Source organism: Reyranella sp. (assembly GCF_004296935.1).
GTDB lineage: Bacteria > Pseudomonadota > Alphaproteobacteria > Reyranellales > Reyranellaceae > Reyranella.
Map to the genome: position 1 here is coordinate 22,499 of NZ_SCVH01000085.1, position 18,396 is coordinate 40,894.

23 protein-coding genes are annotated in these 18,396 nt (G+C 67.1%); 13 read left to right on the forward strand and 10 right to left on the reverse strand.

Translation table 11 applies throughout. The features are described from left to right. The first annotated feature begins 11 nt into the window (after positions 1 to 11). Positions 12 to 983 (forward strand): tripartite tricarboxylate transporter substrate binding protein, encoded by a 972-nt coding sequence (locus EPO55_RS12280; protein ID WP_296337123.1) that lies wholly within the window; start codon positions 12 to 14, stop codon positions 981 to 983. Here the strand turns inward: EPO55_RS12280 and alkB are convergent, their stop codons facing one another. Then, positions 984 to 1,622: a DNA oxidative demethylase AlkB gene (gene alkB / locus EPO55_RS12285; protein WP_296337146.1), complete on the reverse strand. Its 639-nt coding sequence runs from the start codon at positions 1,620 to 1,622 to the stop codon at positions 984 to 986. It lies immediately after the preceding gene. A 49-nt stretch (positions 1,623 to 1,671) separates the two neighbouring features. On the opposite strand from alkB, the gene EPO55_RS12290 reads away from it, so the two are divergent. After that, positions 1,672 to 2,061 (forward strand): cytochrome c family protein, encoded by a 390-nt coding sequence (locus tag EPO55_RS12290; RefSeq protein WP_296337124.1) that lies wholly within the window; start codon positions 1,672 to 1,674, stop codon positions 2,059 to 2,061. Next, complete coding sequence (locus EPO55_RS12295) at positions 2,058 to 2,435, forward strand: c-type cytochrome (RefSeq protein WP_296337125.1); 378 nt, start codon at positions 2,058 to 2,060, stop codon at positions 2,433 to 2,435. The genes EPO55_RS12290 and EPO55_RS12295 overlap by 4 nt, the downstream gene beginning before the upstream one ends. On the opposite strand, the gene EPO55_RS12300 is transcribed toward EPO55_RS12295, so the two are convergent. Both EPO55_RS12300 and EPO55_RS12305 read right to left on the reverse strand, forming a co-directional pair. Further along, positions 2,436 to 3,050 (reverse strand): hypothetical protein, encoded by a 615-nt coding sequence (locus tag EPO55_RS12300; protein ID WP_296337126.1) that lies wholly within the window; start codon positions 3,048 to 3,050, stop codon positions 2,436 to 2,438. A gap of 35 nt (positions 3,051 to 3,085) precedes the next feature. Beyond that, entirely contained in the window at positions 3,086 to 4,291 is a 1,206-nt protein-coding gene (locus EPO55_RS12305) for an MFS transporter (protein WP_296337128.1), read from the reverse strand. A 185-nt stretch (positions 4,292 to 4,476) separates the two neighbouring features. Here EPO55_RS12305 and EPO55_RS12310 point away from each other — a divergent pair, with 185 nt between their 5' ends. The 3 genes from EPO55_RS12310 (at position 4,477) to EPO55_RS12320 (ending at position 6,806) form a co-directional block, all read left to right on the forward strand. Next, entirely contained in the window at positions 4,477 to 5,694 is a 1,218-nt protein-coding gene (locus EPO55_RS12310; protein WP_363718988.1) for an FAD-dependent oxidoreductase, read from the forward strand. Positions 5,695 to 5,802: 108 nt separating this feature from the next. Next, a complete protein-coding gene (locus EPO55_RS12315) occupies positions 5,803 to 6,495 on the forward strand; it encodes a CBS domain-containing protein (protein ID WP_296337129.1) in 693 nt (230 codons plus the stop codon). Next, on the forward strand, positions 6,489 to 6,806 hold the full coding sequence (locus EPO55_RS12320; RefSeq protein WP_296337131.1) for a cytochrome C: 318 nt from the start codon (positions 6,489 to 6,491) through the stop codon (positions 6,804 to 6,806). Before EPO55_RS12315 ends, EPO55_RS12320 begins: the two co-directional genes overlap by 7 nt. Before the next feature lie 6 nt (positions 6,807 to 6,812). On the opposite strand, the gene EPO55_RS12325 is transcribed toward EPO55_RS12320, so the two are convergent. Continuing rightward, the gene (locus EPO55_RS12325; protein ID WP_296337132.1) at positions 6,813 to 7,382 is read right to left on the reverse strand and encodes an NAD(P)H-dependent oxidoreductase; all 570 of its coding nucleotides are present in this window, start codon (positions 7,380 to 7,382) and stop codon (positions 6,813 to 6,815) included. A gap of 103 nt (positions 7,383 to 7,485) precedes the next feature. Here EPO55_RS12325 and EPO55_RS12330 point away from each other — a divergent pair, with 103 nt between their 5' ends. Together EPO55_RS12330 and EPO55_RS12335 are read left to right on the forward strand one after the other, a co-directional pair. Beyond that, positions 7,486 to 7,974 (forward strand): invasion associated locus B family protein, encoded by a 489-nt coding sequence (locus tag EPO55_RS12330; protein ID WP_296337133.1) that lies wholly within the window; start codon positions 7,486 to 7,488, stop codon positions 7,972 to 7,974. Positions 7,975 to 8,101: 127 nt separating this feature from the next. After that, a complete protein-coding gene (locus tag EPO55_RS12335) occupies positions 8,102 to 8,518 on the forward strand; it encodes a MerR family DNA-binding protein (protein ID WP_296337135.1) in 417 nt (138 codons plus the stop codon). A gap of 12 nt (positions 8,519 to 8,530) precedes the next feature. On the opposite strand, the gene EPO55_RS12340 is transcribed toward EPO55_RS12335, so the two are convergent. Continuing rightward, positions 8,531 to 8,938 carry a translational machinery protein gene (locus EPO55_RS12340; protein WP_296337136.1) on the reverse strand — a complete coding sequence of 136 codons (408 nt, stop codon included), beginning with the start codon at positions 8,936 to 8,938 and terminating at the stop codon, positions 8,531 to 8,533. A gap of 146 nt (positions 8,939 to 9,084) precedes the next feature. Between EPO55_RS12340 and EPO55_RS12345 the strand changes: the two genes are divergently transcribed. Then, a complete protein-coding gene (locus tag EPO55_RS12345; RefSeq protein WP_296337137.1) occupies positions 9,085 to 9,477 on the forward strand; it encodes a hypothetical protein in 393 nt (130 codons plus the stop codon). 145 nt (positions 9,478 to 9,622) lie between these two features. On the opposite strand, the gene EPO55_RS12350 is transcribed toward EPO55_RS12345, so the two are convergent. The 3 genes from EPO55_RS12350 to EPO55_RS12360 are packed head-to-tail and all read right to left on the reverse strand — an operon-like array spanning position 9,623 to position 12,681. Continuing rightward, positions 9,623 to 10,024: a GNAT family N-acetyltransferase gene (locus EPO55_RS12350; protein WP_296337138.1), complete on the reverse strand. Its 402-nt coding sequence runs from the start codon at positions 10,022 to 10,024 to the stop codon at positions 9,623 to 9,625. Continuing rightward, a complete protein-coding gene (locus EPO55_RS12355; protein ID WP_296337139.1) occupies positions 10,021 to 10,719 on the reverse strand; it encodes an alpha/beta hydrolase in 699 nt (232 codons plus the stop codon). Before EPO55_RS12355 ends, EPO55_RS12350 begins: the two co-directional genes overlap by 4 nt. A 15-nt stretch (positions 10,720 to 10,734) precedes the next feature. Next, positions 10,735 to 12,681 (reverse strand): potassium transporter Kup, encoded by a 1,947-nt coding sequence (locus EPO55_RS12360; RefSeq protein ID WP_296337140.1) that lies wholly within the window; start codon positions 12,679 to 12,681, stop codon positions 10,735 to 10,737. 134 nt (positions 12,682 to 12,815) lie between these two features. Between EPO55_RS12360 and EPO55_RS12365 the strand changes: the two genes are divergently transcribed. Further along, positions 12,816 to 14,033, forward strand: a complete 1,218-nt coding sequence (locus EPO55_RS12365; protein ID WP_296337141.1) for a cytochrome P450 — start codon at positions 12,816 to 12,818, stop codon at positions 14,031 to 14,033. Here EPO55_RS12365 and EPO55_RS12370 read toward each other — a convergent pair. After that, positions 14,020 to 14,796: an aldolase/citrate lyase family protein gene (locus tag EPO55_RS12370; protein WP_296337142.1), complete on the reverse strand. Its 777-nt coding sequence runs from the start codon at positions 14,794 to 14,796 to the stop codon at positions 14,020 to 14,022. The genes EPO55_RS12365 and EPO55_RS12370 overlap by 14 nt on opposite strands. A gap of 130 nt (positions 14,797 to 14,926) precedes the next feature. Here EPO55_RS12370 and EPO55_RS12375 point away from each other — a divergent pair, with 130 nt between their 5' ends. From EPO55_RS12375 to EPO55_RS12385, 3 genes are read left to right on the forward strand one after another with little or no spacing between them, the layout of a single operon-like run. Continuing rightward, complete coding sequence (locus tag EPO55_RS12375) at positions 14,927 to 15,763, forward strand: DMT family transporter (protein ID WP_296337143.1); 837 nt, start codon at positions 14,927 to 14,929, stop codon at positions 15,761 to 15,763. A gap of 41 nt (positions 15,764 to 15,804) precedes the next feature. Beyond that, a complete protein-coding gene (locus tag EPO55_RS12380) occupies positions 15,805 to 16,431 on the forward strand; it encodes a glutathione S-transferase C-terminal domain-containing protein (RefSeq protein ID WP_296337144.1) in 627 nt (208 codons plus the stop codon). Between the two features lie 55 nt (positions 16,432 to 16,486). Further along, complete coding sequence (locus EPO55_RS12385; protein ID WP_296337148.1) at positions 16,487 to 17,395, forward strand: nitronate monooxygenase; 909 nt, start codon at positions 16,487 to 16,489, stop codon at positions 17,393 to 17,395. On the opposite strand, the gene EPO55_RS12390 is transcribed toward EPO55_RS12385, so the two are convergent. After that, the coding region (locus EPO55_RS12390; RefSeq protein ID WP_296337145.1) for an MFS transporter at positions 17,383 to 18,396 on the reverse strand (1,014 nt) is incomplete at its 5' end. The two genes, EPO55_RS12385 and EPO55_RS12390, sit on opposite strands and share 13 nt — an antisense overlap.

Below are 18,396 nucleotides of genomic sequence, written 5' to 3' on the forward strand. Positions count from 1 at the left end.
GGAGGAAGAAAATGAAGCGTTCGAAGTTCATCGCGTTGGCATTCGCCGCGCTCGTGTTGCCGTTTTCCGCGTCCGCTCAATCCGATTACCCCAACAAACCGATCACCTTCATCGTGCCCTATCCGGCGGGTGGCCTGAACGACGCGATCGTGCGCGTCATCGGCGATCGCATGAGCGCCCTGCTGGGCAAGCCGGTCCTGATCGACAACAAGGCGGGCGCGGCCACGACCGTGGCCTCCAACTTCGTCGCCAAGGCCCCGGCCGACGGCTACACGCTCTATGGCGGCGGCACCTCGCTGATCATCAATCCGACGCTGCAGGGCAACGTCCAGTACGATCCGCACAAGAGCTTCGACCTGGTGTCGCTGATCAGCTTCACGCCCTTCATCCTGCAGGTGAACGCCGACTTCCCGGTCAAGACCATGGCCGAGCTGATCGCCTACCTGAAAGCCAACCCGGGCAAGTTCAACATGGCGACCTCGGGCATCGGCGCCACCAACCACATGGCGGCGGAGATGTTCCGCGCGAAGACCGGGCTCAATTACACCATCGTGCCCTACCGCGGCGGCGCGCAGGCCGGCCAGGACGTGGCCTCGGGCCAGGCACAGATGATGTTCTCGGCCTCGCTCGAGGCGATACCGTTCCTGCAGTCGGGCAAGACACGCGCCATCGCGATTTCCAGCGCCAAGCGCTCGCCCAGCTTCCCCGATATTCCGACGGTGGCCGAATCGAGCGACCTCAAGGACTTCGACGTCGTGTTCTGGCAGGGTCTGGTGGTGCCGGCCGGCACGCCCAAGCCGATCCAGGACAAGCTTCACGCCACCATCGCCAAGATCACGGCCGAACCCGAGGTGATCGAGCGCTTCAAGAAGCAGGGCGTGGAGATCAGGAGCTCGACGCCGGCCCAATTCAAGGAATGGTACCTGCTGGAAGAGAAGCGCTGGGTGACGCTCATCAAGGAGCAGAACCTCAAGCCGGAGTGACTAGAACGCCTTCCTGAGCGTGAGGTTGAAGCGGCGGCGCCCGGTCAGCGGGTGTTCGCCGTCCTTCAGCGCGAGCACGCCGTGGTGGGCGAGCCGTGACGGTCCGCCCCACACCACGACGTCGCCGTGGTGCAGCCTTACCTTCCTGAGGGGATCGCTGCGCTTCGGCCCGCCGAACTGGAAGGTCGCCGGCAATCCCAGCGACACCGACACGATGGGATGGCCGTAGTCGGCCTCGTCCTTGTCCTGGTGCGGCGACAGCCGCGCCCCGGGCTCGTAGCGGTTGATCAGGCAGGCGTCCGGCACGAAGCCCGCGAATCCCGCGGCGGCCGCCGCCTCGCGCGCCAGCGCCAGGAAGGCAGCGGGCATCGCAGGCCACGGCCGGCCGGTTTCGGGGTCCACCCCGGTGTAGCGATAGCCCTTGCGGTCGGTGATCCAGCCACCCAGGCCGCAATTGGTCATGGCCACCGACATCTCGAAGCCGCCAGGTGTCGTCATGCGCCGGAACGGTGCCGCGGCGGCAATGGCGTCGATGGCTGCGAGCAGGGCTTCGCCGCGGGGCAGCGCCCGGCCACGCAGCACCGCGGCACCGGGCCCCAGTGCCTCCATTCCGCCATCAGTGTCGAACAGGCTCTGCATCGTGGCCCAGATATAGGGCATCCTCGACCGGAACATCAGGAGTAGTGTGATGAAGAGTTGGATCACTGCCGCCGCTGTGATCGCAGCCGGCATGGCGGCCACTGCCGGAACCGCCGCTGCCCAGTCCGGCGAGGCCTCACGCGGCCAGCGCGTCTTCAATACCCAGTGCCGGGCCTGCCATACGCTCGAGAAGGATGGCGCCAGCACGGCCGGCCCCAACCTCCACGGCGTGTTCGGCCGCAAGGCAGGCTCCGGCGGAGGCTACGACTCCTCCGACGCCATGAAGAAGTCGGGCATCGTCTGGGACGACACCACGATGGCCGAGTACAACCGCGACCCCAAGGGCAAGGTGCCCGGCACCAAGATGCTCTTCAACGGCGTGAAGAACGCCGGCCAACTCGCCGACCTGGTCGCCTATCTCAAGGAAGCGACCAAGTGAGGAACTGGATCGGCGTCGCAAGCGTGCTGGCCGTGGGATTGTCGGCCTCGGCGGCATCGGCGCAGGACGTGGCCAAGGGCGAGCGCGTGTTCGCCACGCAGTGCAAGGCCTGCCATACGCTCCAGAGGGGTGGCGCGACCACGACGGGGCCCAATCTCTACCGCATCATGGGCCGCCGGTCGGGCACCGGGCAGGGCTACGGCTATTCCGAGGTGATGCGCAGGTTCGCCATCGAATGGAACGACGCGACGCTGGCCGCCTATCTCCGCGACCCCAAGGCCGACATGCCCGGAACGAAGAAGGTATTCGCCGGGATAAAGCAGCGCGACCAATTGGCCGATGTGATCGCCTACCTCAAGGAGGCGACGAAGTAGTCAGCGCATGATGACCCCGACCAGGGTCTGGACGAAACGATCGACGGCCTGCTGGCTGGTGTTCGCACCTTCCGGCCAATCGATCCTGACCTTCAGGAAATGGTTGCGATAACCGGTCACCAGGAGCGTCGTGTTGATCGGCCGCTTGTCGACCTTCTGCACCGCCGAGAAGGTGACGCAGCGGAACACCACATGGCCGACCGGGCAGAAGGCCGGCCCCATGATCGGCTTCAGCTTTTCGTAGCGGCCGGCGTTTTGCGCCACCTGGTGGATGGCCTTGTAGGCCTGGTCGAACTGGTCGTAGACCGCCGTATTTTCCGGGCCGGTCGGGATCGTCTTCTGGCCATCGTCGTAGATGTAGACCGAGGCCAAGAGCTGGTCATCGATCTGATAGCTCCAATCAAAGCCGAGCTCGGGCCGACCGAGTGTCCTGCCGAGGTCGGTCGAGCGAACCTTGCGCGCGTTGGCGATCTGCGGCGGGAAGCTGAGCCCGGTTGCGGCATGATTGTCGGGAGCGGCTACGGCCGGCGGTGGTGAGGTCTGTGCCGCCGCGCCGGCGGCGGCAAGGAGGAGGGCGGCGCCCGCCGCGAACGTCCGCATCGCTCGTGAAACCATGGCGGCTCTCCGCATAGGAGCCGACAGTCTACGCCTCAACCGGTGGCGCTGTCGCGGGCGCGTACATAGGCGATCGAGCCCAGCGCGAGGCCGCCGGCCAGCGTGGCGAACACCCAGCGGTAGGCGGTGTCGCCTGAGCCGAAGGCTTCGACGATGTAGCCGGTGCCCGCCGGCAGCACCGCCAGCCCCAGGCACTGCGCCATGTTGACCGTGGTGACGCCGCGGCCGGCCAGGCGGTCGGGAAACAGCGCCCGGCCCTGGGCCACGATCACCGTGCCGTAGGCGCAGAAGAAGCAGAAGGCGACCAGCAGCATGACCGCGAGCCACAGCGGCGGATTGGCCATCAGCGCCATGACGGCCAGCAGCACCATCGAGATTGCGGCGCCGCCGAACACGACCTTCTTGCGCGAGCGCAGCACGCGGTCCATCGGCCCGTAGGCCAGGATGCCCAGGATCTGCGCCACGCCCATGGCGAGCAGCACGTTGCCGCGTTCCACGCCGTCGAGCTTGTGGACGTCGTAGAGATAGGGCCCGCCCCATACGCCCAGCACCGTCAGCATCGTGGCGTAGGCGAAGAAGTGCATGGAGAGCACGGGACCGAGACCCGGCGTACGCCACACTTCCCACAGGCCGCGCAGGATCTCGGCCGGCGTCTCCTTGCGGGCTTCGGGCCCGAGATACTCCGGCGGCCGGTCGCGTACGAAGGCCAGAAAGCCTACCGCCACCAGCAGCGTGACGGCGGCAAGGCCCAGGAAGCCGTGGCGCCAGCCGACGGTGCCGGCCACCCAGGCGAGCGGCGTGGCGGCGGCCAGGGTGCCGATGTTGGAGGCGGCGAACACCCAGGAGAGCGCCGTCGCGAGCCTGGCCTGCTCGAACCAGCGCGAGCACAGGAACACCACCGACATGAAGGACGCGGCGCAGCCGATGCCCACGATGGTGCGGCCAGCGATGAGATCGGCGGCGTCCGCGGCGCGCGCGATCCACAACGAGCCCAGCATGGCCAGCAGCGACAGGGCCGCCACCGTACGGCGGGCGCCGAAACGGTCGAACCACATGCCCACGGGGATTTGCACGGCAAAGAGCGCGAAGAAGAAGGCGCTGCCCGCCCAGCCGAGCTGGCGCGCGCTGAGATCGAGGTCGCGCGTGAGCTCCGGCGCGATCACGCTGTTGGAGACTCGGTAGAACTGGCTGAGGCAGGTCACCGCGATCAGCAGCAAAAGGAGCGGCAGTCGGGATGCCATTTGGCGGTTCCCGTAGCACGCGGGCGGCGTCACTGTCCTTCGGTGTGGGCCGAAGCATTACCTCAAGGCCAGTTTGGACTGTGAGTTTGCCAAAGAAATATTGTCATCCCGAGCGCAGCGAGGGACCTTTGAGGCCACGGGAAGGTCCCTCACGTCGTTCGGGATGACAATTCGAAGGAAATGGCATGATGACGATCCTGCAAACCCAATGCTGCGTCGTGGGCGGCGGGCCCGCCGGCATGATGTTGGGCTTCCTGCTGGCGCGGGCCGGTGTGAAGGTCGTGGTGCTGGAAAAGCACGGCGACTTCCTGCGCGATTTTCGCGGCGACACGGTCCATCCCTCGACCCTGAACGTGATGGATGAACTCGGCCTGCTCGATGATTTCCTCAAGCTGCCGCATCAGAAGGTGTCGCGTTTCGGCGCCCAGTTCGGCGAGGAGAGGGTGCAGGTCGCCGACTTTTCGCATCTGCCGGTGCGCGCACCCTACATCGCCATGATGCCGCAATGGGACTTCCTCGATTTCCTTGCCGACGCGGGCAAGCGCTATCCCGCCTTCACGCTTCTGATGAATGCCGAGGCTGACGGGCTGATCGAGGAGGGCGGCAAGGTGGTCGGTGTTCGCGCCACCGTCGATGGCCGGCCGCAGGAGATCCGCGCCGATCTCGTGGTCGGCGCCGACGGCCGGCGGTCGACCGTGCGCGAGGCCGCCGGCTTCAAGGTCAATGTGCTGGGTGCGCCGATGGACGTGCTGTGGTTCCGCATGACGCACAAGCCCAGCGACACGGCGGAGACGATGGGCCGCTTCGACACCGGCAGCATCCTGGTGATGCTCGATCGCGGCGATTACTGGCAATGCGCCTTCGTCATCGCCAAGGGTACGGCCGACAGGCTGAAGGCCGCCGGCATCGAGCCGTTCCGTACCCGGCTCGTCCAGCTCATGCCGTTCCTCGCCGACCGCGTCCACGAACTGGCCACGGTCGACGACCTGAAGCTGCTGACGGTGGGTGTCGAGCGGCTCGAGAAATGGTGGCGGCCGGGCGTGCTGTGCATCGGCGATGCCGCCCACACCATGTCGCCGATCGGCGGTGTCGGCGTGAACATCGCCGTCCAGGACGCCGTTGCCGCCTCCAACATCCTGGCGGCGCCGCTCCGCGAGGGCCGGCTGGCCGACTCCGACCTCGCCGCCGTGCAGGCGCACCGCATGTGGCCGGTGAAGGCCACACAGGCCATCCAGGTCTTCCTGCAAAACCGGATGATCGCGCCGACACTCTCGGGCACGCGCCCGCTGCGCCCGCCGTGGCCGGTACGGATGCTCAACCGCTTCCCGTTGCTGCGCCGGCTGCCGGCGCGCGTGCTGGCGATGGGCGTGCAGCCCGAACATGTGAAGACCCGGCCCATCTGACGCCAAGTAATCGATCTTTCGTGCCTGGCGTTTAATCCAGATCAAAGCGTGCCGGCGCCGGTGGCCCGATCTTGTCCCCCAATGCCCAGACCCAGTGGGGGGGGACCGATGAAGGCCGCAGACATCATGACCACCACGGTGGTTTGCATCAAAGCCGACGCTACGGTCCTCGAGGCTGCGCGCCTGCTGCTTGGCGAACGCATAAGTGCCCTACCGGTGGTCGATGCGACCGGCCGGCTGCAGGGCATCGTGAGCGAGGGCGATCTCATCCACCGGGCGGAAATCGGCTCCGAGAAGATCACCACCCGCTGGAAGGCCCTGTTCGAGGAGGGCGCCACGCTGGCGCGTGACTATCTCAAGGCGCACGGCCGGACGGTGGCCGACGTCATGAGCCACCCGGTCGTCATGGTGGAAGAGGACACCGAGCTGTCGGTCGTGGCGGCGCGGATGGATCAGTTCGGCATCAAGCGCCTGCCCGTGGTGCGCGAAGGCAAGGTCGTGGGCATCGTGAGCCGCGCCAACCTGCTGCAGGCGCTGATCGCGGCGCCGGCCCCCCCTGCGACGCCCGCCGTCGACGATGCGGCGCTGCGCGAGCAGATCCTGCTGAAGCTCGATCGCGAGCCGTGGTCGCCTTCGCTGGTCCGCAACATCATCGTGCAGGACGGCAATGTGGAGATCTGGGGCCACGCCGACTCGGCTGCCCAGTGCGAGGCTTGCCGCGTTCTTGCCGCCGCCATCCCCGGGGTGAAAGCCGTCACCAACCACATGGTGGTGACCCCACGAGGCCTCTACACATGGTGAAGAAGATGCGCTGGTCGATCGCCCCGCTGCTGCTGCTGCTGCCCGGCTTGGCTGAGGCGGCTGATCTCGACCGGGGGCGGGCACTGGCCGAGCGCTGGTGCGGCAATTGTCACGTCGTCGACCGCACGACATCGGCCGGGCGGGCCGACGGACTGCCGACACTTCCCGCCATCGCCGCCAAGCGCGAGACCACGGCGGCTTCTCTGAAGGGCGTCATGTCGGCGCCGCACGGCCGCATGCCCGACCTGTCGCTGGGCGCGCGCGACCAGGATGACCTGATCGCCTACATCCTCAGCCTGCGTCCGAACTGAAGCTCGTCACGACACTTTCGCGGCCGCCCTTGCCTGCCTGACCGCGAGGGCGAGCGAAGCACCGAGATCGGCCAGCAGTTTGGCGCCCACCTCGTCGGTGAACTTGCCGTCGACGAACTTGGTGTGCGCAAGGCCGATCATGACCTCGGGCTTGTTCACCGGCCGACCGTCGAGGAACACCATCATCTGGCGCAGGTGGTACTGCGCGCGCGCCGTGCCGAGCGGGCCGCCCGCGGCGCCGAACATGGCGACCGGCTTGGCGGCGAAGGGCTGCGGAGTCATGCGCGACAGCCAGTCGATGGCGTTCTTCAGCACGCCCGAGACCGAATAGTTGTATTCCGGGGTCGCGAACACGATGCCGTCGGCCTCGAGCATGGCCTTGTGGGCGGCCTGCACCTTGTCGGGAAATCCCTTGGCCTGGACGTCGGCGTCATAGAGCGGCCAGTCGCCGATTTCGATGGTTGAAAGCGTGACGCCAGCCGGCAGCCGCTCGGTGAAGGCAGCGAGCGCCAGGCGATTGAACGAACCTTTGCGCAGGCTGCCGCAGAAGGCGACGAGTTTGATGGTCTCGGACATCTCTTGGTATCTCCCTGGTAACTGGCGCTTTGTCGGCGATGAACTGGCGGCTACATAGGGTCCGTGGATGGAGTTGGCAAACAAGGCCGGAGGCGAGCAGCCCATGTTTCGATCAGTTCTCGTTGCGGCCGGCACTCTGGCTCTTGCATCGCCGGCGTTCGCCCAGGGCATGGGCCAGAACCAGCCGCCGAACCAGTGGGTGATGAACTGCAATACCGAGCGCGGGCTCGATTGCACCGTGTCCAACATGATCGACGGCGGCCCCAACAACCTGCTCGGCACCTTCCTGATCGTGAGCTACTCGGTGGCCTACACCACCCTCACGGTGGTGGGCGACGGCGTGGGCAAGCGGGCCAGCCTTCAGGTCGACGGCAATCCCTTCGTCTCGACCGACATCTGCGCCGGCGGCGGCGAATGCTCCTACGTCCAGGGCAAGTCCGCCGAACTGCTGCAGCAGATGCGGTCGGGCTCGCAGATCGTCGTGCAGGTCAGCCTGGGCGATGGCACCATGGCCGGGCCGTTTCAGCAGAGCTTGGCCGGCTTCGAGGCGCAGTACCGCAGGGCAGTCGAAGCGCAGCAGCGCCGGCGCTGACCAAGGCCCGGCTCGCTTGGTGAACGGGCAACTATTTGCACCTCGCATGCGATCCGGGACCATGGCATTATTCTGCTGCCGTCCCGATCCGGGAGGTTCCGAACCACGGTCTTGAGGCAAAGTCGCCATGTCCGCGCTTGCTACGATTGCCGTCGGCGCACTGGCCCAACAGGCCGGCGTCGATGTCGCCACCATTCACTACTACGAGGGCCTGGGCCTGATCGACAAACCGCGGCGAACCGCCGGGGGGCTGCAACTCTACCGCACCACCGACGTCACTCGCGTGACTTTTATCCGCCGGACCCAGGAACTGGGCTTCTCGACCGAGGCCATTCGCGAACTGCTCGGGATGGCCGAGAAGGGACGGCACACCTGCGGCGACGTCCACGAGGTCGCCGAACGGCACCTCCTGGATATCCGCCGGCGGCTGGATGACCTCACTCGCCTGGAGCGCATACTGGCGCCGTTGGTGTCGGCCTGCCCGCAAAAGGGCAGCGCCGTGCATTGCCCGATCTTGAACGCCCTGTCGCACCCCTCCGGCTGACGCGCGGCTCTCTTATCCCGCCACCGGCGGTGAGTTCGGGCGCAACTTGTCCGCCGCCTTGAAGAAGCGCCGGGCGTGATCGAGAAGCTCGCCGTCGGTCGGATGGTCCATCGCTTCGATCGCGAACAGCTTTTCCTTCAGCCAGCCGATGTGTGTCTCGACGTGATGCACGAGCTGATCCTTGGCGCCACCAGGTCCGACCAGCAGCCATTCGTCCACGCCGCGCAGCGCGTCGACGATGTGATCGAAATAGTCGCGATCGAGCTGCTGATGCCCGGCGCCGATGACGCCAGCCTTGTGGTGAACCTTGCGGAACGGGCTGTGGGCCTTGATGCGTTGGCGCTCGACATCTTCGGCGTTGAAACGAAAGACGTGGGCTTCCTTCGAGTCCATCCAGACGACAGCGTGACTGTGCAGCATGCGAAAATCCCGACCAATGTTTGCAACAGCGCCGACCCTGTGCCGCGGCACGGGCTGGTGCCTTGATTCAGGTCAATGGGCAGCCGGTAGGATATTGACAGTATTTAATAGGAATAGTATACATACTCCTATCCAAGGAGGAGTCGATGCCCTACAGCGATCCGCCGCCGCCGGGCGGCTATCCCGACGTCAAATGGCATGTACCACCCAAGCGGCCGAGCCTCGCCCGCCGCAAGCGCGATTTCCTGCGCCATCTCCACCGCTGGGGCTCGATGAGCGAGGCGGCGGCGCGGACCGGAATAGACCGCCGCACCGCCCACCGCTGGCGCCAGCAGGACGAGACGTTCGACCGGGACTGCCGCGAGCGCTTGACGTGGCGACGCCAGACGATCCTGCTGGCCGCCATGGACCGGGTCGAAAATCCCAGGACGCGGCCGGTGCTCTATCGAGGCCGCCAGATCGGCCATATCGGGCGTGCCAACGACCGTATCGTGGCCGCGCTGATGTGGTCGTCGGAGGTGCTGGGGCGCGAGAAGTGAGTTTTCAAAATGTCTCACTTCGGGAGACAACGCGCCTTCCGTCGCGCGCCGGATTTTTCAGGAGGGTCAGGCGCTTGGGCGCCGCCGGCGAGGCCCGGGGGCGCAAAAAGTCAGTTTCCGATTTGTCTCGCGTCGGGAGGCGTCGCTACTGCTGCCGCCGGTAGAGGAAGCAGTTGTCGGCCTGGGGCATCTTGATGCCCTGGTAGAAACTCATCGCCGTCGGCGCCGACAGCAGCAGCGTGGTGGTGAGCGCACCGCCGGCCGCCGTGCGCGTCTCCTCGATCAGGCGCTTGCCGATGCCCTGGCCCTGGCAGGCCTTGTCGACGGCGAGGTCGGACAGGTAGCAGCAGAAGCAGAAGTCGGTGAGCGAGCGGGCGAAGCCGACCAGCTTGCCGTCCTGGCGTGCGGTCAGGATCAGGTTGGCGTGGGCCAGCATCCGCTCGACGCGGCCGCGGTCGTCGACCGGCCGGTTGAGGCCCGATTTGCGAACGACGTCGATGTATTCGTCGGCGCCGAGATAGTCCTCGCGGGCGTAGATCGTGTTCATTGCGTCAACCATCTCCTGAGTTCGGCCGTCACCTCGGCCGGCCTTTCCAGCGGCGCCATGTGGCCGCACTCCTCGAGCACGACCAGCCGCGAGGTCGAGATGTCGGCGGCCATCTCCTCGGCGCGGACGAGCGGCGTCGTCAGGTCCTGGCGGCCGACGATCACCACGGTCGGAACTTCGATGTCGACCAGCAGCGGCCGGCTGTCGGGCCGCGCGATGGTGGCCCGCGTCTCGTTGACGAAGCCCTCGGCGCCGACTTCCAGCGCCATGTCGAGGATGGGCTGCACGATGGTCGGGTCGTCGATGTGCGAGCGGTGAAGGATCATCGGCAGCAGCGAAGGCTGCACGCCATGGAAGCGGCCGATCTTGGTCTGCTCCATCAGACCGTGGCGGCGGGCCGTCGCCTCGGCCGCGTCGGGCGTGGCCTGGGTGTCGATCAGCGCCAGTCGTTCGACGCGCTCGGAGGCGCGGCGCAGGACCTCGAAGGCGACATAGCCGCCCATCGAGAAGCCGGCGAGGGCGAAGCGGGCCGGCGCCATCGCGAGCGCTGCATCGGCCATGGCGGCCATCGAGTCGTGGTGCCAGAGCTCGGGCACCACGATGTCGGCGATGTCGGAAAGGGCGTCGATCTGGGGCTGGAAGACACGCCGCGTGGCGAGCAGGCCGGGCAGCAGTACGAGCGTGGGTCGCGGCATGTCTGCCCTCGGGACTTAAACCTGGATCTGGTTGCCCAGCTCGATAGCGCGGTTCGGCGGAATGCGGAAGAAGGTCTTGGTTGCCGACGCCGAATGGGAAAGTGAAATGAACCAGTCGCGGCCCAGCCTGCCCAGGGTCGAACGCTGCGCGGGCACCAGCGTCTCGCGGCCGAGGAAGAAGCTGGTCTCCATCTCGTCGTAGGCGATGCCGTGCGGCCGGCAGGCACGGAGCGCCTCGGGCACATCGGGCTGCTCGGTGAAGCCGTAGCGCGCCACCACTGTATGGAAGCCCTTGCCCAGCCGCTCGACCTCGACGCGATTGGCGTCGGGCACGCGCGGCACGTCCATGGTCTCGACCTGCAGGATGATGATGCGCTCGTGCAGGACCTTGTTGTGTTTCAGATTGTGCAGGAAGGCCGCGGGTGTGTGGGTGGCGTCGGCCGTCAGGAACACCGCCGTGCCGGCGACGCGGTCGGGCACGCGCTCCATGCGCTCGAGGAACTGGCGTAGCGGGAGCGAGCCCTCGCTGAGTTCGGTCGCGACCAGCCGGCGGCCGCGCCGCCAGGTGGTGATGGTGAAGTAGACGAAGGCCGCGACCACCAGCGGCAGCCAGCCGCCGTCGGGAATCTTGAGGGCGTTGGCGATGAAGAAGGCGAGGTCGGGGATGGCGAGCAGGCCGAACACGCCCACCGCCAGCGGCCACGACCAGCGCCACACCAGGATCGCCACCACGGTGGCCAGTGCCGCGTCGACCAGCATGGCGCCTGTGACGGCCAGGCCATAGGCACCGGCCAGGGCGCCCGAGGAGCCGAAGCCCACGACCAGGGCCACGACGCCGCCCATCAGGATCCAGTTCACGCGCGGGATGTAGATCTGGCCGATCGTGGTCTCGGACGTGTGCTTGATTTCCATGCGCGGCAGGTAGCCGAGCTGGATCGCCTGGCGGGTCAGCGAGAAGACCCCGGTGATGACGGCCTGCGAGGCAATGACGGCGGCGAGCGTCGAGAGCACCACCAACGCGAGGATGTAGTCCTTCGGTACCAGCTCGAAGAACACCTGCCGGACGATCTCGGGATCCTCGATGATCATCGCGCCCTGGCCGAAGTAGTTGAGCAGAAGGCCGGGCATCACGAGACCGAGCCATCCGGCCCGGATCGGTTTACGGCCAAAATGGCCCATGTCGGCGTACAGCGCTTCGGCGCCGGTGACGGCCAGAACGATCGAGCCGAAGGCCCAGAAGATGCCGAGGCCCTGGTCGGAGATCAGCCTGACGGCGTAGTAGGGGTTGATCGCGTAGAGCACGGCCGGGTTCTTGGCGATCTGCCAGGCACCGAGCACGCCCAGCACGACGAACCACAGCAGCATGACCGGCCCGAACAGCCGGCCGACATCGGCCGTGCCGCGGGCCTGCAGGAAGAACAACCCGACCAGGATGACCAGCGCCAGCGGGATCACGAGGGGGGTGAAGGCCGGCGTGATGGCCGACAGGCCCTCGACGGCGCCCATGACGGAAACGGCCGGCGTGATGATGGCATCGCCGTAGAATAGTGCGAGGCCGATGACCGCAAGCACGATGACGGCGTGGCGCACCCTGCGCCTCTTGCCGTTCAACCCGCGCGTGGCGAGTGTCGCCAGAGCGAGCACGCCGCCTTCGCCCTTGTTGTCGGCGCGCATGATCAGCACGACGTACTTGATGGTGACGGTGAGCGTCACCGCCCAGAACAGCGTCGACAGCACACCCAGCACATGCTCCGGCGTCGGCGTCAGGCCGGTGCCGTGGAGGAAGGTCTCGCGCAGTGCGTAGAGCGGGCTGGTGCCGATGTCGCCGAACACCACGCCCAGCGCCCCCACCACCAGGCCGGCCGCGGCGCCGCCAGGCGCAGAATGGCCATTGCTGCCGTTGGCCGCGGGTGTCGCGGGCGAGGTCTGAGGAGTGGGCGGGCTGGTGTCGGCTGCGGCCATGATATCAAACGCCGCCAAAGGGGGCGGCGGCGCGACGGTTTGCGCCTGCGCCTTCCGACTGTCAACGCGCCAAATCGGGGTCCGTTGCGGCGAATGGGCTTGACTTGGAACCGGTCCGGGGGCGGCCTTTGGGCATGACCGAGCCCGCCCCCGAGCACGCTGACGTCAGCAATCCGCGCCTTTACCGCGAAGATGGCTGGGCGCCGCATTTCGCACGGCTGCGGCGGGAAGATCCGGTGCACCGCCACGCAGACAGCCCCTATGGGCCCTACTGGTCGGTGACCCGCTTCGCAGACATCATGAAGGTCGAGCTCGACCACGGCACCTATTCGTCGGACCAGAGCTTGGGCGGCATCCAGATCGCCGACCAGCCGCGGGGCCAGGATCTGCCCAACTTTATCCGCATGGACCCGCCGCGCCATACCGCACAGCGCCGGACCGTGGCGCCGATCGTGGCGCCCACCAACCTCGCCAACATGGAAGGCACCATCCGCCGGCGCACCCAGGCCGTGCTCGACGGCCTGCCGCGCAACGAGACCTTCGACTGGGTCGACCGCGTGTCGACCGAACTCACCGCCATGATGCTGGCCACCCTGTTCGATTTCCCGTGGGCCGACCGGCGCAAGCTCACCCACTGGTCCGACGTCGCCATCGCCAACATCGAGGCCGAGGATGCCGTGGTGAAGAGCGAGGCCGAGCGGATGGCCGAGCTGATGCAGATGGCCGAGATCATGGGGGCGTTGTGGAAGGAACGCGCCGCCCAGCCCCCCAAATTCGACCTGATCTCGATGATGGCCCACAGCGAGGCGACGCAGAACCTGCCGTTGCGCGAGTTCATCGGCACGTTCGGTCTTCTGATCGTGGGCGGCAACGACACCACGCGCAATTCGATGAGCGGCGGGCTGATGGCGATGATCGAGCATCCCGAAGAGGTCGCCAAGGTGCGGGCCGATGCCAGCCTGCTGCCGACCCTGGTGTCGGAAACCATCCGCTACCAGACGCCGGTGATCCACATGCGGCGCACCGCGACCCGCGACACCGAACTCGGCGGCAAGGCCATCGCCAAGGGCGACAAGGTGGTGATGTGGTACGTCTCGGGCAATCGCGACGAGAGCGCGATCGAGGAGCCCGAGCGATTCTTCGTCGGGCGCGCCAAACCGCGCCATCATCTCGCCTTCGGCGCCGGCATCCACCGCTGCGTCGGCGATCGCCTCGCCGAGATGCAGCTCAGGATCCTGTGGGAAGAGCTCCTGAAGCGCGACCTCGCGATCGAACTCGCGGGCCCGCCGTTGCGGCTCTACTCGAACTTCATCCGCGGCATCCGCGCCTTGCCGGTGATCATCCGCGCCTGACCGTCTCGATGCCGGCGGCGAAAGCCTGCTGCAGCAGCCAGACGTCACCCGCGATCGACACGAAGTCATAGCCCATGCGGGCGAATTCGGCGCCTTGCCGGGCGTCGACCGCGAGCCGGCCGGCCGATTTGCCGTGCTTCTTCGCCGCCGCGATCGTCGCCTGCTCGGCCTGCGCGAAGTCGGGGTGGTCGAAGGCGCCAGGCTCGCCCAGCGCCACCGAGAGGTCGTTGTGGCCGAGCCACAGCATGTCGACGCCGGGCATCGAGGCGATCTCGTCGGCGGCCGCTGCGCCCCTCGGGTCCTCGACCTGCAGGATGATGGCGGTGCGGGCGTTCTGTTCGGCAAATCGCGGCAACAGCGGTTCGGTGCGCATGGCGAAGCGCTCATGGGCGAGGCCCAGCGCCACCCCACGGGTGCCGTCGGGCCAATACTTGGCCGCCTCCAGCACCGCCTTGGCCTGCTCGACCGACGACACGATCGGCACCATGACGCCGTCGGCGCCGGTATCGAGCGCGCGCGAGATGTGGTGGCGGGACTGCGAGGGCACGCGCACGACCAGGGGCAGGTCGGCGGCCTGCAGATAGCGCACGACGCTGCGCACCGTGTCGAAACCGAAGCCGGTGTGCTCCATGTCGAGCACGGCGAAGTCGGCGCCCGCCGCCTTCAGGATCTGGCCGATGCCGGGAGTCGTGAACTCGAACAGAAAGGTGCCGATCTTGGTCTTGGGCGTGCCCACGAGGGCGCGCAGGTTCGGTGTCGGCATGTTCAGTTTCCCCCGGGACGTCTCGGTGTGATTTCTCTTTGCGGTCCGCACCATAGGCGGCGTTTGCGTGGCGGCTCAACTGGAACCGCCGCGTTGACCGCCTGGCGGACAGGGTCGCCAATCAGACGTCATGACTCCGGCGCTGCTCTACGGTCTCGTCATCTTCTCGGCGATCGCCCATGCGATCTGGAATGCGCTGGTGAAGTCGGCCGGCGACCGCGTCCTCACCATGGTGGCGATCCGGACGGCGGGCCTGCTGATGGGCCTTGCCGCCCTGCCGTTCGTCGACTGGCCGGCCCCCGAGAGCTGGAAGTGGCTCGGCCTCACCGCCGGCGTGATGTTCGCCTACTACGCGCTTCTGATCCGCTCCTATGGTGCGGGCGACATGAGCGTGGTCTACCCGCTGGCACGCGGCATCGCGCCGGTGCTGATGACGATCGCCGCATTCCTGGCCATCGGCGAGACGCTGAGTATGGGGCAGATGGTGGCGGTCGGCCTGATCTCGCTCGGCATCATGGCGCTGTCGATCGGCGCCGGCGCCAGCCGCCAGGCAGTAGGCTTTGCACTGGCGACCGGCGTGTCGGTCGCGACCTACAGCTTCTTCGGCGGGCTCGGCGTACGTGCAGCCGGCACGGTCCTGGGCTTCCAGGCGTGCCTGGAAATCGTCACCGGGTTCGGCATGGTCGGTTACGCCCTGGTGACTCGCCGCGCCCAACTCCCGGCCTACGTCCGCCGCCATGGCGCTGTCGGCCTGCTGGCCGGCGCTATTTCAGTGTCGGGTTTCCTCGCCTTTTTGCTCGCCGCCCGGAGCCTGCCACTGGGACCGGTGGTGGCGTTGCGCGAAACCAGCGTGATCTTCGGTGCCGTGCTGGGCACCCTTGTACTCAAGGAAGGCTTCGGCCTCCGTCGCACGGCTGCCTCGGCGCTGGTCGTGGGCGGGATTGCGCTTCTCGCCCTACTGCGATGAGATATGCTGGTCCGGTATCGACCCATCATTTGGAGGAAACCATGAAGCTCTATTACATGCCTGGTGCCTGCTCGCTCGGGATCCACGTGCTGCTCGAGGAGATCGGCAAGCCTTACGACCTGCACAAGATCGACGGCGCCAATCGCGAGCAGTACGGGCCCGAGTTCGTGAAGCTCAATCCCAAGTCCAAGGTGCCGACGCTGCAGAAGGACGATGGCTCGGTGCTCACCGAGTTCCCGGCGATCGCCACCTGGCTCGCGCGCAAGAATCCCGAGAAGGGGCTGATGCCGGCCGATGCCGACGCCGAGGCGAAGGCGCTCGAAGCCATGGACTACGCCGTCTCGACCATGCACATGCAGGGCTTCTCGCGCATGTTCCGGCCGGTGAACTACGCACCGACCGAAGCCGATCACGACAAGGTCAAGGCGCGCGGCAAGGAGATCATGGAGAACGGCCTGGCGCTGATGGACAAGGCGCTGGAAGGCAAGGAATACCTCGCCGGCAAGTTCTCGGTGGCCGACGCGGCGCTCTTCTATGTCGAGTTCTGGGCGGCCGGCCGCATGAAGATGCCGCTGCCCAAGAACGTCGCCGCCCACTACGAGCGCATGAAGGCACGTCCGGCCGTGAAGCGCGTGCTGGAGCAGGAAGGCCTCGCCGCCGCGGCCTGAGGTGCTGCCTGACACCCTCAGGAGCCGCCTCCGCCTGCCGCTGATCGCGGCCCCGATGTTCCTGGTGTCGGGGCCGGCGTTGGTGACGGCAGCGTGTCGCAGTGGCGTGATCGGCTCGTTCCCGACCGCCAACTGTCGCACGGTCGAGGAACTCGACGGCTGGCTGGTCGGGATGGCCGACGACTTGAAGCGCGCCGCCGACGAGACCGGGCACGCACCGGCGCCGCTCTGTCCCAATCTGATCGTGCACCGCTCCAACCCGCGCGTGCCCGACGACCTGGCCGCCGTGCTGCGCGCCAAGGTCGAACTGGTCATCACCTCGGTCGGATCGCCGGAACCGGTGCTAAAACCGCTCAAGGACTCGGGCTGCCTGGTGCTGGCCGATGTGGCCTCGGTGCGTCACGCCGAGAAAGCCGTCGCCGCCGGTGTCGACGGGCTGGTGCTGCTGACGGCAGGGGCCGGCGGCCAAACCGGCTGGGTCAACCCCTTCGCCTTCGTGCGCGCGGTCCGGGCGTTCTGGGATGGCATCGTGGTGATGGCGGGCGGCATGGCCGATGGCCAGGCGGTCGCCGCTGCCGAGACCCTGGGCTGCGATCTTGCCTACATGGGCACCAAGTTCATCGCCACCCGCGAGAGCCTGGCCAAGGACGGCTACAAGCAGATGTTGGTGCGAAGCCGGCTCGACGACGTGCTGCTGACCCGAGCCTTCACCGGCCTCGAGACCAACATGCTGCGGCCTTCGATCGCCGCGGCGGGGCTCGATCCCGACAATCTGCCGGTGCGCGGTGCCATCGACATTGCCAAGGACATCAATGCCGCCGAGCGCGACAAGCCCGATGCCAAGCGGTGGAAGGACATCTGGAGCGCCGGCCACTCGGTGTCGGGAGTCAGCGACGTGCCCTCGGTCGCGGAGCTGATCGAGCGAACCGAGGCCGAGTACCGGGCGGCGCGTCAGGGAGTCTGAACGCGGCCGCGCGGTGCAGCCAGGATCAGAAGAGCGGCAGCCACGAGCAGGGCTGCAATTCCAAGGCCGGGGAATACCAGCTTCGCGGCGAAGACCTGCAGCAGGGCGCCGACGATGATCGGGCCCGTGACCTTTCCACCGTTGCGTAGCGCGCCGTAGAAGCCCAGGCCCATGCCGATATGATTGACGGCGATGCGATTGCCGATCAGCGCCACCGTCGAGGGGAACGTCAGGCCCTGGCCGATGCCGACGACGACGGCGAGGGCCAGCAGCACGCCGGCGTTTGGCGCGGCCGGCAGTGCCACCAGCGCCCCGCCGATTGCCATCAGACCGAAGGCGATGGTGGGCGCATAGCCGCGACGGTCGCCCAGCCGGCCGCCGAACGGCCGGACAAGGAGGTGCGTCGCTTCCTGGAAGGTGAAGAACAGGCCCGCGGCCCACACGCCGTAGCCCGCCTCGAGGGCGAAGATCGGCAGGAAGGCCTTGAGCGAATAGATGGAACCGTAGATCGCGAACTCGAGTACGCCCACGAACCAGAGCTCGCGTCGCGTCGCGGCATGCTTCACGCCGTCGACCAGCTCTGCGAAGAAACCCGTACGATCGACCGCCTCCCGCCTGGACTCGTCGAAGCGCACGAACAGCGCCGGCACGAAGGCGGCGCAGCTCAGCAGCCCGACCACGGTGAACACTACCTCGGGCGAGCTCCAGGCCAGGATGAAGCCCGCAACCGCCGGGGCGATCAGATGGCCGCTGCCGCGTGCCATCTCGAACAGGCCAAGCCGTGCGCCACGGCTCTGCGTCGACATCTCGGTCACGATCGCGAGCGTGACGGGACCGAAGATCGCGGTCGCCGTGCCGTGCAGCACGCGCAGCCAGACGAGTTGGTCGGGCGTGTGGACGAACCGGTAGAGGAACGGGAAGCCTGCGAACAGCAGGAGTGCCACGAAGAAGAAGATACGCCGGCCGTAGCGGTCCGACAGCATGCCGACGATCGGCTTGAA